This window comes from Streptomyces sp. 4N509B (assembly GCF_052245655.1).
Taxonomy (GTDB): domain Bacteria; phylum Actinomycetota; class Actinomycetes; order Streptomycetales; family Streptomycetaceae; genus Streptomyces.
The window spans coordinates 1-12,343 of the sequence record NZ_JBQQBZ010000013.1 but is presented as its reverse complement, the minus strand read 5'-3'; the positions used below and the strand labels follow the sequence as shown (position 1 = coordinate 12,343).

At 73.7% G+C, this 12,343-nt stretch carries 9 protein-coding genes; 6 read left to right on the top strand and 3 right to left on the bottom strand.

Features of this window, described 5'->3' with window-relative positions:
* Positions 1–2: 2 nt before the first annotated feature.
* Together ACTWP5_RS14545 and ACTWP5_RS14540 are read right to left on the bottom strand one after the other, a co-directional pair.
* Entirely contained in the window at positions 3–1,130 is a 1,128-nt protein-coding gene (locus ACTWP5_RS14545) for a hypothetical protein (RefSeq protein WP_443221344.1), read from the bottom strand.
* Between the two features lie 118 nt (positions 1,131–1,248).
* Positions 1,249–2,052, bottom strand: a complete 804-nt coding sequence (locus tag ACTWP5_RS14540) for a Crp/Fnr family transcriptional regulator (RefSeq protein WP_443221343.1) — start codon at positions 2,050–2,052, stop codon at positions 1,249–1,251.
* Between the two features lie 141 nt (positions 2,053–2,193).
* On the opposite strand from ACTWP5_RS14540, the gene ACTWP5_RS14535 reads away from it, so the two are divergent.
* Positions 2,194–3,114, top strand: coding sequence for a hypothetical protein (locus tag ACTWP5_RS14535; RefSeq protein ID WP_443221342.1), 921 nt, complete (start codon positions 2,194–2,196; stop codon positions 3,112–3,114).
* A gap of 21 nt (positions 3,115–3,135) precedes the next feature.
* Here ACTWP5_RS14535 and ACTWP5_RS14530 read toward each other — a convergent pair whose 3' ends face one another.
* Entirely contained in the window at positions 3,136–5,424 is a 2,289-nt protein-coding gene (locus tag ACTWP5_RS14530; protein ID WP_443221341.1) for a prolyl oligopeptidase family serine peptidase, read from the bottom strand.
* Between the two features lie 266 nt (positions 5,425–5,690).
* Here ACTWP5_RS14530 and ACTWP5_RS14525 point away from each other — a divergent pair, with 266 nt between their 5' ends.
* From ACTWP5_RS14525 to ACTWP5_RS14505, 5 genes are all read left to right on the top strand, one after another.
* Positions 5,691–9,818 carry an amino acid adenylation domain-containing protein gene (locus ACTWP5_RS14525; RefSeq protein WP_443221340.1) on the top strand — a complete coding sequence of 1,376 codons (4,128 nt, stop codon included), beginning with the start codon at positions 5,691–5,693 and terminating at the stop codon, positions 9,816–9,818.
* Between the two features lie 112 nt (positions 9,819–9,930).
* Positions 9,931–10,230, top strand: coding sequence for a WXG100 family type VII secretion target (locus ACTWP5_RS14520; protein ID WP_443221339.1), 300 nt, complete (start codon positions 9,931–9,933; stop codon positions 10,228–10,230).
* Positions 10,231–10,312: 82 nt separating this feature from the next.
* The gene (locus ACTWP5_RS14515; RefSeq protein ID WP_443221338.1) at positions 10,313–10,609 is read left to right on the top strand and encodes a hypothetical protein; all 297 of its coding nucleotides are present in this window, start codon (positions 10,313–10,315) and stop codon (positions 10,607–10,609) included.
* Complete coding sequence (locus tag ACTWP5_RS14510; RefSeq protein ID WP_443221337.1) at positions 10,606–11,310, top strand: hypothetical protein; 705 nt, start codon at positions 10,606–10,608, stop codon at positions 11,308–11,310. Before ACTWP5_RS14515 ends, ACTWP5_RS14510 begins: the two co-directional genes overlap by 4 nt.
* A gap of 45 nt (positions 11,311–11,355) precedes the next feature.
* Positions 11,356–12,343: putative T7SS-secreted protein (locus tag ACTWP5_RS14505; protein WP_443221336.1), on the top strand; the 988-nt coding region annotated here is incomplete at its 3' end.

Here is a 12,343-nt window from a genome sequence, read left to right as displayed (position 1 = left end):
CATCACCTGAACCTCCAGATGTTGGTGTCACGGCCAGACACGTTGGAATCACCGCGAACGTTGAGCGTTCCGACGACGGGACCACTGCTGTGCTGGTCACCCCTACCGAGGGTGTGCGTCGTTCCATAGGCGAGTGATCGCAGCTCATCGGCAGCATCCTCGGAGAGTGCGGCAATGGCTGCCAGTTCCTCGGCCGTTCGATGCCTGAAGTCGTCCAGGAGGTTCTCGCGCTCGGCGGGCACCGATGCGAGCGAGCGCTCGAACTCGTCCAGCTGCGCCATCAGCTCCATCTCCCGCTCGGGTACGTGCCTTCCGAACACCCGTGCACAGCGGTTACGCACGTACTGCCAGGTGTCCGTAGCCATGGCGCCGACTACGGCGGATGCCGCGGTTGCCGCCAGAGCGGCGATTTCTGCGGGAGTGTTCACGTGAGATCCTCCAAACCTCCTGATTGAGGACAACCTTGCCTGCGAGTGATCACCGCTGAGCCCAGTACCGCGACTCTGCTCCTGCGAGAGCCGCTGGACCAGGGACCGCACCTCTTCCGGATCCTGTCCGGGAATGTAGATCCAGCCGTAGCCGCGGAACCCGTTCTCGATCACGTGCAGGTGCGCGTACTCCTTCGGGTCGAGTCCGTGCTCGCGTGACTGGACCACGTCCTGATAGAGGCGGTCGGAAACGATGACGGCAAGGTTTGTCGCCGTCATGGCTGCCAGTGCGCGCTTGAACACTCTCGCGTTCAGGTATCGCGCAACGGCCACTGGCGCCGGACCACTGTGGCCGAGGGCGGCGTCGCGGGCCACACCGAGGTCCATGGCGAGCCGAAGGCGCATCCGGTCTCGGCTCGGGCGCCAAGCGTTGTGAGCCGCGAGCATGGCCGTCAGGTGGCGTACGAAGACACCGAGTACGACGGCCTCCGGGGTACTGTGCGGCAGCACCGAGAACTCCTGGTCGCCTTGCGCCTGACGCGACCAGCACGTACGGTCCAGTCCGCTGAGGGCAGCAGCCTCGTCGAGGACCCGTAGCAAGTCCGCCTGTGCTGCCTCCTGTTGGGGCGTGTCCAACCTGCTGTACTTCTCCACATCGACCGCCACGCACAGATGGCGCGTGACGATGTCATGCGATGTCATGAGACACCTGTCTCGTCGTGGGCGGTGCGTGCGGCTCTGCCACACGCTCGGGCGTCCAATCTGCTTCGAGAGAGCCCAGGACGCCGAGCCAGCCGTAGAAGTACGGGTTACTTGGACGTCAGGTCAAAGTTGCGGGAAGATGGGCAGTTTCGCGTAGGCGTGGCAGATCGCGGACCGAGATGCGTCGCGCGTTCGTCGTCAGGAGACCTGCCTCCCGCAGCTCTCGGAGTGCCTTCTGGATGGTGTGCCCGGCTGAGCCGGTGAGAGCGGCCAACTCCGGCTGGCTCAGAGTGACGCCGATGACCACGCTCTGACGGACTTGATGGCCATGGGTTGCGGCTAGCTCCGCGAGGACCCGGGCGAGGCGTACCTTGACCGGGTAGCCGCTGAACTCTAGGCGTCGGCGATTCGCCCAGCGGAGACGCTCTGCCATCATGCTGGCGATCGACCGAGCCACTTCGGGGTACATCTGTAGAAATCGTTGCAGATCGTCGTTCTCGATGACAATCGCCTCGACAACGCCACATGCACTCACGGTCGCGGACCGCGGCGCGGCATCCATCGCGGCCATTTCACCCACCAGGTCCCCTCCTACGCGGATAGCGAGGAGCACCTCGTTCCCATTGTCCAGGTGAGCTGTGACCTTGGTGACTCCCGTACGAAGCAACACGACGTGGGTGGAGCAGTCGCCCTCGCGTATCAGAGCCTCTTCACCTCGGTACTCGCTGGGAACACCAAGCCGCAGCAACTCAGTCCGAAGAGGTAGGGACAGACTCCCTAGAAAGCTGCGAGCGGGCCATCCGTGTCGGCGGCGCAGCTCATGAGTTCTCCGATCCGACAGCACAAGCGCCCCCTTCAACCCTGCGGTTCCTCTAGAAGAGCAGTCAGAGAAAGGGGCCAAAAGGGCGCATGACGGGTGCATACAGTGCGCCCCGTTGCGAGGGAGGCGGCCCGCGGATCGTTGCCGGCCTCCTGCACATGGCTGTCGCCCGGACGGTCGACGTTCCCCGCGCGGGCGCGTGTCCCGGGCCCGGTGGGTGGGGTGACGGCGGATGCTCGGGGCATGGGCATGCGACGTGACGGGACGTTCGGCGGGCGCAGGGGCGTGATGGTGGGCCTCGCGCTGGTGCTGGGGCTGGGGGTGCTCGTGCTGGTGGTGCTCTCCGCCGTGCCGGCGGGCGCCGCCGCTCCCGGCGGCGAGGTGCGGAGCGTGCGGGTGCCGTGCGAGAGCGGCCGGGTGGCGGCGTTGAACGAGGCGATCGTGTCGGCGAACGCCGACGCCTCGGGCACGCGGTGGGAGATCGCGCTGGAGGGCGGCTGCACCTACACCGTCTCCTCCCCGTTCGGCGGCGTGAACGGGCTGACGGCCGTGACCGGCGACGTCCGCCTCCACGCCGTGGGCGCGGGCCAGGCCACGATCCGGCGGAGCGCGGTGACGGGGACGCCGGAGTTCCGCGTGATGGAGGTCGAGGTCGGCGGACGGCTCGCGCTGGAGGACGTGGTCCTCACCAACGGCCGGGCCGGCAGCGGCGCGGGCGTCTTCAACAACTTCGGCACCCTCACGCTGACCCGCGTCACCCTGGCGGACAACCACGCCAGGGAGATCGGCGGCGGGCTGGCCCACAACGGCGAGCAGGCGGCCACCACCGCGCGCCTGAGCACCATCCGCGACAACACCGCCACCTTCGCCGGCGGCGGGATCTTCGTCAACGGCGGCACCGTGGAGCTGGTCTCCAGCCGCGTCACCGGCAACGAGGCGACCGAGGGCGTGGGCGGCGGCGCCCTCGTCAACAGCCGCCTCAGCGCGCTGCGCCTGACCGGCAGCGTCGTCACCGACAACGCCGCCGGTCAGGCCGCGGGCGGGATCATGAACACCGGCACCGTCACCGCGACCCGCTCGTCCGTCGCCGGCAACGAGCCCGACGACTGCGCCGGCTCCACCTCGCCCGTGCCGGGCTGCGTCACGTCGAGCCCGACCCGCTGAGCCGCTCGGACACGGGAACGGTCACGGCGTCGTCCCACCGGCGGCGGCCGGCGGTCCGGGGAGCACCCGGCGCAGGAAGGCGAGTTCGTGGCCGAGGAGCCCGGCCACCTGCGCCGGGTCGGTGGGCCGGTGGCCGGCGCCGGGCAGCGGCAGCACCTCGTGGGGGCGGCCGGCGGCGAGCAGGGCGGCGGAGAGGCGGAAGGTGTGGGCGGGTAGCACGTTGTCGTCGGCGAGGCCCTGGACGAGGAGCAACGGGCGGCTCAGCGTGGCCGCCTCGGGCAGCGTGGAGCAGCGGTCGTACGCCTCGGGGTGCTCGTCCGGGTGGCCGAGGTGGCGTTCACGCCAGTGAATGCCGTACATCCGCTGGTCGCTGATGGCGGCGCCGGCGATCGCCGCGTGGAAGACGTCGGGGCGGCGGAGCACGGCGAGGGCGGCGAGGAAGCCGCCGTAGGACCAGCCGCGGATGGCGACGCGCGTGGTGTCCAGCAGGCCGGGGAAGCGGGCGGCGGCCTCGGCCAGGCCGGTGACCTGGTCCTCCAGCACGGGCGTGGCGACGTCGAGGTGGACGGTGCGCTCCCATGCGGGGCTGCGGTCGGGGGTGCCGCGGCCGTCGACGACCAGGACGGCGAAGCCGTTCTCGGCGAACCACTGCGGGACGAAGCTCCGCCAGGTGTGCTCCGCGGTGACGCGGCGCATCGCGGGCCCGCCGTAGGGGTCCATCAGCACCGGCAGAGGACCGTCGCGTTCGGCGGAGTGGGTGGAGGGGAGGAAGAGGGCGGCGCGCAGGCCGAGGGGGCCGAGCCGCAGGATCTCGACGCGGGAGGGCAGGACGCACTCCTCCGCGTGGGAGGCGATCGTCCCGCCCGTCCCGCCCGTCGCATCCGTTGCACCTGTGACGCCCGCTCCCTCGTCGAGGACGGTGACGCGGGTGCCGTAGCGGCGCAGGGTGCGGGAGACCAGGACGGTGGTGCCGCCGCGGCCGGTGCCGGCGTGGACGCCGGGTTCCTGGCTCAACGGGTGGGGGCCGTCCTGGCGGGCGACGTCGTAGCGCCACAGGTGGGACTCGGTGGGCTCGGTCGAGGCGGTGAAGAGCACCGTGTCGCCGTCCACGGCGGTGACGGCGAGGAGTTGGAGGCCGGGTGGGGTGACGGGGCGGCCGTCGACGACCAGGTGGCGGGTGTCCGTGGCGACGTCGTCGACGCTGGTCAGCAGCGCTCCCGAGGCGGTGCGGGCGGGCAGGCCGGGCGCGAGGTGGAGCCAGGCGGGGTCGTGCTGTTCGCCGAGGGGGGTGGTGGCGCCGGTGGCGGGGTCGACGGCGAGGTGGCGGAGGTGGCGCTGGTCGCGGCTCTGGACGGTGACGTACGGGCCGAACGCGTCCCACGCGGCGCGGGCGAGGTACTCGAACGCCTCCGTGTCCCAGTCGACGGGCCTCAGCCGGGCGGCCCCGCCGGCGGCCTCCTCCGACGCGGCCTCCCCCGACGCGGCCTCCTCCGGCAGGTCCGCGAGCCAGAGGCTGACGGCGGCGTTGGCCGTGCCGGCCGTCGGATAGCGGACCGGGGTCGGGGGCCGCTCGGGGTCGGTGTGGTCGGCGAGGTAGAGGAGCTTCACGGGCGTGGGGTCGACGCGCGCGACGAGCAGCCGCCGCCCGTCCGGCGCCCACCAGTAGCCACGGTCGCGGCCCATCGACGAGGCGGTGATGTGCTCGGGCACGCCGTAGACGACCTCGGGCCCGTCGGGGAGCGCCACGGCGCGGTCGACCGCCGTCGCGGTCGACACGACGCGCAACGCCCCGCCGCTCACGTAGGCGACGTGCCGCCCCGTCGGCGAGGGGCGGGGGTCGGCCACCGGCTCGGCGGCCGTGGTCAGGCGGCGGGCGGAGCCGGCGCCCTCGGCGGGCCTGACCGTCCACAGCCGTCCGGCGAGGGCGAACGCGAGCAGCGTCCCGTCCCGGTCCGAGGCGTACGCGGTGACGCCCACCGGCGTGGGCGAGTCCGCCGGGGCGGCGGCGGGGTCGAGCACGGCCGGGTCGGCCAGCAGTTCCTCCTCGCCGGTGGCCCGGTGGTGGGCCCACAGGCAGGTGACCGGGTCGTCCCCGGCGCGGGAGCGGAGGAAGAAGACGCGTGACCCGTCGCCCGAGACGGTGAGCGCGTCGGGCTCCCCGAACGAGAAGCGGTGGGTGCGGGCGAGTTGGGTGGGGAACTCCGCCAGCGGTGAGGCGTGGGCCGAGGTCCGGGCGTCGGACGCGGACGAGGGCTGGGACGGGGACGGGGACGGGGACGGGGACGCTGGGGTGTGCGCGGATGTGGGCATAAGAAAACCCTCACTCCAGCCAGGGAGTGAGGGCGAACATCCGTTCGCATTGTATGACCCCACGCCCGTCGTTAGGCCGTCGGGGTGGCGCGGGTGCCTCTCCTTCCCGCGCGCGCCTCCCCCGCCCCGGCCGTTCCGCCGCTGGTCACACGCGTGCGGTAACCCCACGGAGGCCCCTCGCCCGTGCCCCGGCACGCCGCGAACGGCTGCCATCATCCACCGCATGGCCCACCGAGGTGGCGAGCGGAGGAGAGAGGCCGAACGTGATGAGGAAGCCTGACGGTGAGGAACGTCGGCTGCCGCTGACCACCGCGCAGACGGGCGTGTGGTTCTCCCAGGCGCTGGACGTCGCGAACCCGATCTTCCGGGCCGCCGAGTACCTGGAGGTCCGCGGCCGGCTCGACGTGCCCACGCTCGACGCGGCGCTGCGGCAGGCCGTCGCGGAGACCGAGGCGTTCAGAACCCGCTTCGAGGCCGACGACGACGGCGGCGTCTGGCAGGTCGTCCTGCCGACCGTGGACTGGCTGCTGCCCGTCGTGGACTGCCGCGACGCGGCCGACCCGTGGGCGGCGGCGCACGACTGGATGCGGCACGACATGCGGGTGCCGTTCGACCTCGGCCGGCCGCCGCTGTTCACCTTCGCCGTGCTGCGCCCGGCCGACGACCGGACCCTGCTGTACGTCGGCGCCCACCACGTGGTGCTCGACGGCTACGGGTTCTCGCTGTTCATCCAGCGGGTCGCCGAGCTGTACACGAGCCTGCTGGCCGGCGACCCGCCCCCGCCGTGCACCCTCGGGACGCTGCGCGAGCTGCTGGACGACGAGGCCGCGTACCTCGCCTCCGAGCGGTTCCGGCGGGACCGGGACCACTGGCGGCGGCAGCTGGCCGACGGCGCCGGGTGGTGGGGCGACGGCGGCTCCGACGTGCCCTCGCTGCCGCGCGACCTCGTGCGCGCCACGGGCCACCTCGCCGCGCCGGCCGCCGACCGGCTGCGGGCCCTGGCCCGGCAGGTCCGCTCCAGCCTGCCGGCGGTGGCGATGGCGGCCCTCGGCCTCTACGCCCACCGCCTGACGGGCAGCCGCGACGTGTCGCTCGAACTCACGGTCACCGGCCGCACCGGGCCGGTGGCCCGCCGGGTGCCCGGCATGGTCGCCAACGTGCTGCCGCTGCGGCTGCGTCCCGACAACGCGGCGGGCGTCGGCGAGCTGGTGGGGCACGCCTCGCGGCAGGCGCGGGACCTGCTGCGCCACCAGCGCTACCCCTCGCCGTTCCTCGTCCGCGACCCGCACGCCACGCGCGTGCGCCCCCGGGGCGGCTCGGGCGGCTGGAACATCAACATCATGGGCTACGACCCGCCGCTGCGCTTCGGCGAGCACCCGGCCACGTTGCACAACCTCTCCAACGGCGGCGCCAGCCGCTTCGGCGTCAACGTCTACGAGCGCACCGCCGACGGCGCGTTGCGCGTCGACGTCGACACCGACCCGGCCGCGCACGACGGCGAGGCCACCGCCGCCCACCTCGACCGCTTCCTGCACCTCCTGACGACCCTGGCCGACGCGGGCCCCGAGCGGCGGGTCGGGACGATCGGGCTGCTGACGCCCGCCGAGCGCAAGCAGGTCGTGGTCGCCGTCAACGAGACGGAGACGCCGCTGCCGGCCACGACGTTGCCGGAGGTCTTCGAGGCGCAGGCGCGCCGCACCCCGGACGCGACGGCGCTGGTCTGCGGCACGCCGGGCGGGCGGGAGTGGACCTTCGCGCGGCTCAACGAGGACGCGAACCGGCTCGCGCGGCTGCTGGTCGAGCGCGGCGCGGGACCCGAGTCGGTGGTGGCGCTGGCGTTGCCGCGCTCGGCCGCCCACCTCGTGGCGCTGCTGGCGGTCCTGAAGTCGGGGGCCGCGTCGGTGCCGGTCGACCCCGAGGGGCCGAGGGAGCGGACGCGTCTGCTGCTGCGCGACGCGCGGCCCGTCCTCGTCCTCACCACCGCCGCCCACGCGCCGGGCCTGCCGCCGCTCCCGCCGCCCCGCGGGGCGGCGGCCGTCGGGATGTCGCCCGTCGTGCTGCCGCTGGACGACCCGGCCACGCTTTCGGCCCTGCGCCGCCAGCCCGCGCGGGACCTGACCGACGCCGAGCGCCGCGCCCCGCTGCGGCCCCAGCACGCCGCGTACCTCGCCTACACCTCGGGCTCCACGGGCCGGCCCAACGGCGTCGTCGTCGAGCACCGCCAGCTGACGAACCTCCACGGCGACCACGTCGCGACGCTCATCGGGCCCGAGAGCCGGGCGGCGGGGCGGCGGCTGCGGGCGGCGCTGACGGCCTCGTTCTCCTTCGACACCTCGTGGGAGGGGCCGCTCTTCCTCGCGGCGGGGCACGAGCTCCACCTCGTCGCCGACGGGGTGCGGCACGACCCGGCCGCGCTCGTCGCGGAGATCGCGCGGCGACGCCTGGACTTCCTCGACCTCACGCCGTCCCTGCTGCGCCCCCTGCTGGCGGCGGGGCTGTTCGCCGACGACGGGGACGGCGGCGCCCCCGACGACACCCCCGGCGGCGGGCACCGGCCGCGGGTGCTGATGGTGGGAGGCGAGGCGATCGACCCGGCGCTGTGGCGGCGGCTCGGCGCGCTCCCCGACACCTCGGCGTACAACTACTACGGCCCCACCGAGTGCGCGGTCGACGCCGTGTACTGCCGCGTCGCCGACCGCGCGGGCTCCGACGACCCCGGACGGCCGGTGATCGGCCGGCCGGGGCGGAACGTCCGGGCGTACGTGCTCGACGGCGCGCTCCAGCCGCAGCCGCCCACCGTCCCGGGCGAGCTGTACCTGGCCGGCGAGCAGACCAGCCGCGGGTACCTGGGACGGCCGGGCCTGACGGCCTGCCGCTTCGTCGCCGACCCGTTCGGGCCGCCCGGCGGGCGGATGTACCGTACGGGCGACCGCGCGCGGTGGACGGCGGACGGGGTGCTGGAGTTCCTGGGCCGCGTCGACGAGCAGCTGTCGGTCCGTGGCTGCCGGATCGAGCCGGGCGAGGTCGAGCACGCGCTGGCCCGCCACCCCGGCGTGGCGCAGGCCGCCGTCGCGGCCCGGGAGGACGCCTCGGGCGAGCCGGCGCTGACGGCGTACGTCGTCCCGGCGGCCGGTGCCGGCGCCGGCGCCGCCCCCACCGCCGCCGCGCTGCGGGCCTGGGCGGCGGCGCGCCTGCCGGCGCCGATGGTGCCGGCCACGTTCCTCACGCTCGACGCGCTGCCGGTGACGCGCAACGGCAAGCTGGACCGGGCGGCGCTGCCCGCGCCCCGGAACGCGCCCGCCGACGGCGGCGCGGCCGGGTCCCCCGGCGGCGCCCGTGCGCCGCGCGGCGAGCTGGAGCGGGAGCTGTGCGGGCTCTTCGCCGAGGTGCTCGACGTGCCGCGGCTCGGGCCCGACGACGACTTCTTCGACCACGGCGGCCACTCCGCGCTGGCCGTCCGGCTCGTCAGCCGCATCCGGGCGCGCCACGGCGCGGAGCTGACGGTCCGCAGCCTGTTCGAGGCGCCGACGGCCGCCGCCCTCGCGCGGCGGCTCGACGCGACCGCCGGCCCCTCGGCGGAACGGCACGGGCCCGGCGCGTTCGAGATGCTGCTGCCGCTGCGCGCGCAGGGCGAGCGACCGCCGCTGTTCTGCGTCCACCCCGCCGGGGGCCTGAGCTGGTGCTACGCGGGACTGCTGCGCCATCTGCCTTCGAGGGTGCCGGTCTTCGGCCTCCAGGCCCGTGGCCTCGGCGCGGACGCGCCCGAGTTGCCCGGCAGCTTCGAGGAGATGATCACCTCCTACGTCGCGCGCATCCGCGCGACCCAGCCGGCGGGGCCGTACCGGCTGCTCGGCTGGTCGATCGGCGGAGCCCTGGCCCACGCGGTCGCGGTGCGGCTGCGGGCGCTCGGCGAGGCCGTGACGCTGCTGGCCATGCTCGACTCGCGCCCCATCGACCCGGAGCGGGCGGCGGGCGAGCACCTGAAGGAGCGCGAGCTGTGGGCGCTGCTGCTGGAGTCCGTCGGCCTCGACCCCCTGACGCCGGACCCGCCCGCGGTCCTCGCGGCCCGCAACGGCCTCGACGAGCGGCACGTGGCGGCGTTGACGGCGGCCCACGCCCACGCCACGAGCCTCCTGCCGACCTTCGTGGAGGGGGTCTTCGACGGGGACCTGCTCTACTTCCGCGCCGCGCACGGCGAGAACGCGCCCGAGCTGTGGCGGCCGTGGGTGGCCGGGCGCATCGCGTCGCACGACGTGGCGGCCACCCACCAGGCCATGACGCGGGCGGAGGCGCTCGGCCCCGTCGGCCGCGTCCTCGCCGCGCGCCTCGACGACCTCGACGACCTCGACGGCCCGGGGGCGTCCGGAGAGGGCGGCATCCCCCGCCTCCCGTGAACCGTTTCCCGGTCCCCCCCGTAGGGCCGGCAGCGGCGGAGCGCACAGCGTGCGAGCGAGGACAGCCGCCGTTCGATGACCGGACGGACCGGACGGAACGGAAGGACTTGGCATGGCTGGTGGCCAGATCAACATCGACCCGGACGAGATCGACGCCGCGGCGGCCTGGCTGCGCAATCAGAAGGAGATGATGCAGCAGGGCCTCCAGGAGGCCGACACCAAGATGAGCGAAGTCGTCGCCGCGGCCTACAGCACCCCCGGGTCCGAGACCAAGTTCAAGCCCTACTGGGAGCAGTACAACTCCAGCACCAAGCAGGCGATCGAGGGGCTCGAGGGCGTCAGCCAGTTCCTGTCCGCGGTCGCCGCGGCGTTCGTCGACACCGACGACCAGACGGCCGGCTCCATCGGCTGATCCACCACCGGGCGGGCCCCGGAGCGGCGGCGGGCCGCCGTCGCCCGGGGCCCGGTTCGTAGCGACGACGAAAGGCATGCGCATGTCCACCATTCGCATCCCGACGGAGGAGCTGTCGGAGGCGATCGCGAACCTCGACGAGATCAGCGAGCGCATCAGCGAGACCGCGAGCCTGGGCAAGGTCGGCTCGGAGGACGACATCGGCGACGGCCGGCTCATCGACGCGGTGAACTCCTTCGACTCGGCCTGGAAGAAGGGCCACGAGCGCGTCCGGGAGAACGTGGACACCTTCAAGCAGGCGGCCCAGGGCATCATCGACAACTTCACGTCCACGGACGACCAGCTGGGCCAGGAGCTCTCCGAGGAGGCCGGCACATGACGCAGGGCACGCCAGGCACACCCGGCACGACGGCCACGGGCGGCTCCGGGGTGCCGGCCGCCTACGGGCTGCGGTTCCCCGCCTCCTGGTGGAACCTCGACCTCAACCCCAACACCCGCGACGCCGCGATCCGCCGCCGCATCCTGTCCGACCTCGGCGGGGAGGCGGCGCTCACCTCCGCGCCCGCCGACGCGCGCGCCGGCCTGGAGTCCCTGATCAGGGCGGCCCGCCGCAGCGCCCGGGAGGCACACGCCCGTGGCGCGCTCCAACTGGCCGGCATGTTCGACCTGTTGGAGGACGGCTCGGTCCTGATCGGCAACGTCATGGTGCTGTGCGTCAACCTCCCGGAGGGCACCACGCCCGACCTGTCGGAGCTGATGCTCGCCTACGCGGTGCAGGGCGCGCGGAACCCTCTGGGCCAGGGCACCCGCGCCCGGCGGAACGAGATCATCGAGCTGCCCCACGTGGGGCCCGCCGGGCGGGCCACCTCCGTGGAGGACATCGACTTCTACGGGCGCGGCTGGGCGCGGGTGGCGATCAGCCAGACCGTCGTCCCCGTCCCCGGCACGCACTCGCTGCTGGTCGTGGCGGGCACCACCCCGAACCTGACGCTGGTGGACGCCTTCTTCGACATGTTCGACGCCATCGCCGGCACGCTCACCTTCACCCCGCACCAGGCACAGGCGGAGCAGGCCGCGTGAGCTGTCGGCCCCTCACGCCCCCGAGGACGAACAGGAGGTTCGGACATGGCACGGCCCCCGACGGCCGATTGGGAGGTCCTGGACCTGTCGGAGGACCCGACGCCGGGTAACCCGGAGATCGTGCGGAAGCTGGCGAACGAGTACGACGCGATCGCCGACGACGCCGAGAGCACCTTCACGTTCATCAGCCGTGTCAACGACGGGCTGATGGGCGAGGGCCAGTCGATGGAGAAGCTGCGGGAGATCCTCGACGAGCTGCCCGAACAGGTCGGGAAGCTCAAGGACTCCTACCGGCGGGCCTCGGAGGCGCTCAGCGCCTACGCGCCCAAGCTGGAGACCCACCAGGAGCAGGCCGCCCGCGCGCTGGAGGACGGCCGCCTCGCCAAGCAGCAGCTGGACGAGGCCCAGTCGAGCCTGGAGTCGGCCACCTCGTCGCTGACCACGCTGGAGGGCGCCGACAAGCCCGACCAGCAGCAGATCGACGCCGCCCGCGACAGCAAGTCCAGCGCGGAGGGCTCGGTGGACGCCGCCCAGCTCGCGCTCGACACGGCGAAGCGGCTCGCGCTCGACGCCAAGGAGCTGCGGGAGTCCGACGCCCGCACCGCCGCCACCGAGCTGGACACGGCGCGGGGCGAGGCGGTGAAGGGCAAGAGCTTCTGGGACAGCCTCTGGGACGAGATCATCGGACTGGTCCTCGGCATCGTGGCGGCGATCGTCGCCGTCGTGGCGATCCTCGTCCCGCCGCTCGCGATCGTCGCCATCGGCGTCGGCCTCGTGCTGGGCGTCGCCGGGTTGGGGTTAACGATCGGGAAGGGCATCGCGACCGGCGAGTGGGACATCGCGGGGATCGTGCTCGGTGTCGTCGGCCTCGGGCTCGGCGCGCTCAGCGGAGCGGCGGCGGTCATCAAGAGCGGCGGCTTCGTGAACGTGCTGAAGGACGCCGGCAAGGGTCTGGGCAACGTGTTCCGGCCGCCGGCGGGCGGTGGCGCCGGTGGTGGCGGTGGCGGCATCCCGCTCCAGAACATGCCGGGGA

Excerpts from the sequence above, each read along its gene's own strand:
- ACTWP5_RS14545 (WP_443221344.1), bottom strand. The coding sequence starts at position 1,130 with ATGACATCGCATGACATCGTCACGCGCCATCTGTGCGTGGCGGTCGAT.
- ACTWP5_RS14540 (WP_443221343.1), bottom strand. The coding sequence starts at position 2,052 with ATGCACCCGTCATGCGCCCTTTTGGCCCCTTTCTCTGACTGCTCTTCT.
- ACTWP5_RS14535 (WP_443221342.1), top strand. The coding sequence starts at position 2,194 with ATGGGCATGCGACGTGACGGGACGTTCGGCGGGCGCAGGGGCGTGATG.
- ACTWP5_RS14530 (WP_443221341.1), bottom strand. The coding sequence starts at position 5,424 with ATGCCCACATCCGCGCACACCCCAGCGTCCCCGTCCCCGTCCCCGTCC.
- ACTWP5_RS14525 (WP_443221340.1), top strand. The coding sequence starts at position 5,691 with ATGAGGAAGCCTGACGGTGAGGAACGTCGGCTGCCGCTGACCACCGCG.
- ACTWP5_RS14520 (WP_443221339.1), top strand. The coding sequence starts at position 9,931 with ATGGCTGGTGGCCAGATCAACATCGACCCGGACGAGATCGACGCCGCG.
- ACTWP5_RS14515 (WP_443221338.1), top strand. The coding sequence starts at position 10,313 with ATGTCCACCATTCGCATCCCGACGGAGGAGCTGTCGGAGGCGATCGCG.
- ACTWP5_RS14510 (WP_443221337.1), top strand. The coding sequence starts at position 10,606 with ATGACGCAGGGCACGCCAGGCACACCCGGCACGACGGCCACGGGCGGC.